The 2,648-nt window shown below is 60.2% G+C and carries 2 protein-coding genes and 1 pseudogene; all 3 read left to right on the top strand.

Going from position 1 to position 2,648, the window contains the following annotated elements; translation table 11 throughout:
• Positions 1–5: 5 nt before the first annotated feature.
• Positions 6–83 (top strand): annotated as a pseudogene (locus ABSG20_RS34205) (hypothetical protein); the annotation flags it as partial.
• Between the two features lie 186 nt (positions 84–269).
• Entirely contained in the window at positions 270–1,514 is a 1,245-nt protein-coding gene (locus ABSG20_RS34200; RefSeq protein WP_423868852.1) for an O-linked N-acetylglucosamine transferase, SPINDLY family protein, read from the top strand.
• A gap of 129 nt (positions 1,515–1,643) precedes the next feature.
• Positions 1,644–2,648 (top strand): tetratricopeptide repeat protein (locus ABSG20_RS34195; RefSeq protein WP_423868851.1); only part of this gene is annotated, 1,005 nt, incomplete at its 3' end.

Here is a 2,648-nt window from a genome sequence, read left to right as displayed (position 1 = left end):
ACAAGGTGATCTCGATCGATCCGCAGCGCGCGGATGCCTGGAACAACCGAGGCATTGCACTGCAAGAACTCGGGCGCTTCACGGATGCGATCGCGAGCTTCGACAGGGTCATCGCGCTGAGGCCCAGTCCCAAGGCCTTCGTCAATCGCGGCGGCGCGTTCCAGTTGTCGAGGCAGCCGGACCAGGCCTTCGCCGACTTCGATGCTGCGCTGGCGCTTGCGCCAGACGACGAGGCCGCCCTCTCGAATCGGATTTTCACCCTGGATTTCATGGCGGATACAGACTTCCCGCAGCATCAGGCGGCGCGATCGGAGTGGTGGCGCCTGATCGGATCAAAGATTGCCGAGCAGTACCCGCCGCAGCACGACAACGATCGCGATGCCACCAGACGGCTCGTGTTGGGCTATGTTTCCGCCGACTTCAAAGAACACTCGGCCGCGTTATCATTTCGGCCCGTGCTGGAGAATCACGACAAGACACAATTCGAGATCATTTGTTATTCCGGCACTCCTACCGAGGACGCCTTTACGGAATCCTTCCGAAAAGCGGCCTCTCACTGGAGAGACGTTTCGGAATGGTCCGATGACCGGCTGGCGGATTGCATCCGGGCCGACAAGGTCGACATTTTGATCGACCTGTCTGGACACACGGAAGGTAATCGGCTTCGGACCTTTGCCCGCAAACCTGCTCCGATCCAGGTGACTGCGTGGGGACATGGGACTGGCACCGGCCTGCCGACGATCGATTACGTGTTCTCCGATTCCACTGCTATTCCCGCCGAGGTTCGGCACCTTTTCGCGGAACGGATCTGTGATCTGCCCTGCCTGATGATCGTCGAGCCGCCGCCAGCCGAGCTGCGATCCGCAGTGCCACCCATGACACCAAATGGCTATGTGACCTATGGCGTCCTCAACAGGATCAGCAAGATCTCCGATGCCGCCATCGCCGTCTGGGCGCGGATTCTGCGCTCCGACGTCACTTCGCGTTTGCTGATCAAGGATAAATCGACGGACGATGCCTCGGTCCGGCGCCTGCTGCTTGAAAGATTTGCTGGTCACGGAATAGCGCCGGAGCGGATGTCGTTCGAGGCATCAACCTCCCGAGAGGCTCATTTGGCGGCTCACCAACGGGTGGACATCTGTCTCGATCCATTTCCACAAGGCGGGGGAGTAACCACCTGGGAGGCGTTGTATATGGGGGTGCCGGTGGTGGCGAAGCTCGGCAACGGGGTGTCCGCCAGAGTAGCCGGAGCTATCCTGTCGGCGATCGGTCTGACAGACTGGGTTGCCACCGACGACGATCAATATGTTGACATCGCGCTGCGATCGACCCCGGACCTGCTGCGGATGCTTCGTCGCGAGCTTCCCGATCGGATCGACGCGCGCTGCGGTCCGGCCGCCTACACGCGAGCCGTTGAAGAGGCCTACCAGGCCATGTGGAAGGAGCGCTGCGGCGAATTGCAACGCGGGCGGCGTGATAAAGACACCGAAGCCACATGTTCTTGCTTGCCATAACCGCGCTGCGCTGACCTGCGTGCCGGATCCGGTACATCGTTCGACCAGAACTATGGTTAACAGTCTTTTAACGCGTCTCGTTGAGGCTTCGGTGTGCTGTCACGGCATCCCGCTGCCAGCAGAAACGGCTTGTCTGGCGACGGCGCCGATGCCGCACGAGGAGACAGGCAGATGAGCTTAGCCAAGCAGGCCCTTGCAAGTCCGCCCCTGACATCTTCCAAGACCCCCTATGTCGATGTCTTGTTCATGCAGGCACGGATATTGCAGCGGGACGGTCAGTTGGCCGCCGCCCAGGCCACTTACAAGAAGGTCCTGAAAAGGCGTCCGAATCATTTCGATGCCTGGCATCTGCTCGGCGTATGCGAATTGCTGAGCCGCGATTACGAGGAGGCGGCGCGCTCCCTGAAGCGAGCTGTCTTGCTCGATCCCGAATCTGTTGCGGCTCGTTCCGACCTGGGCGTCTCGCTGAAGGCGTTGCAACGGTACGATGAGGCATTGGCCTGCTTCGACTGCGTGATCGATCTGGACTCCGACTTTACCAATGGGCACTACAACCGGGGTAGCCTGCTATTGGGTATGAGGCGTTTCGACGAGGCGCTCAAGAGCCTCGACAATGCGATCGCGATCGATCCGCATCATGCCAATGCGTTGATCAACCGCGCTGCGGTTCTGATCAACCTCGGCAAATTCGCCGACGCGATCGTAAGTTGTGATAGGGCCATAGCGATGGACCCCGCATGCTGCGACGCCTTCCTCAAGCGCGGCCTGGCGGCATTACATTTGAAGCGGACAAGGGAAGCAGAGGCGGACTTCCAGCATGCGCTTGCGCTCCGGCCGGATCGCGCGGATGTCTTAGCGCTGCTAGGTGGATGTCTTGAACTGAAGGGCGATGGCGAAGCTGCCTTGGCGTGCTTCGATCGCGCGCTCGCGATCGAGCCGGATCTGGAGATGGCGCTATCGGGCAGGATTTTCACCCTGGATTTTTCGCAATCGTGCGACTTTGCCGCGCATCAGGCGGCGCGATGCGAGTGGTGGCGCCGAATTGGTGCAAAGATCGCGGCCGAACGACCTTTGTTATACGACAACGACTTCAGTCCGGACAGACGGATCGTCGTGGGTTACGTGTCAGCCGAT

Source organism: Bradyrhizobium sp., assembly GCF_049512235.1.
Lineage (GTDB): Bacteria > Pseudomonadota > Alphaproteobacteria > Rhizobiales > Xanthobacteraceae > Bradyrhizobium.
Note: the sequence above shows the minus strand (reverse complement) of the source record. Positions and strands in the feature narration are given on the sequence as shown.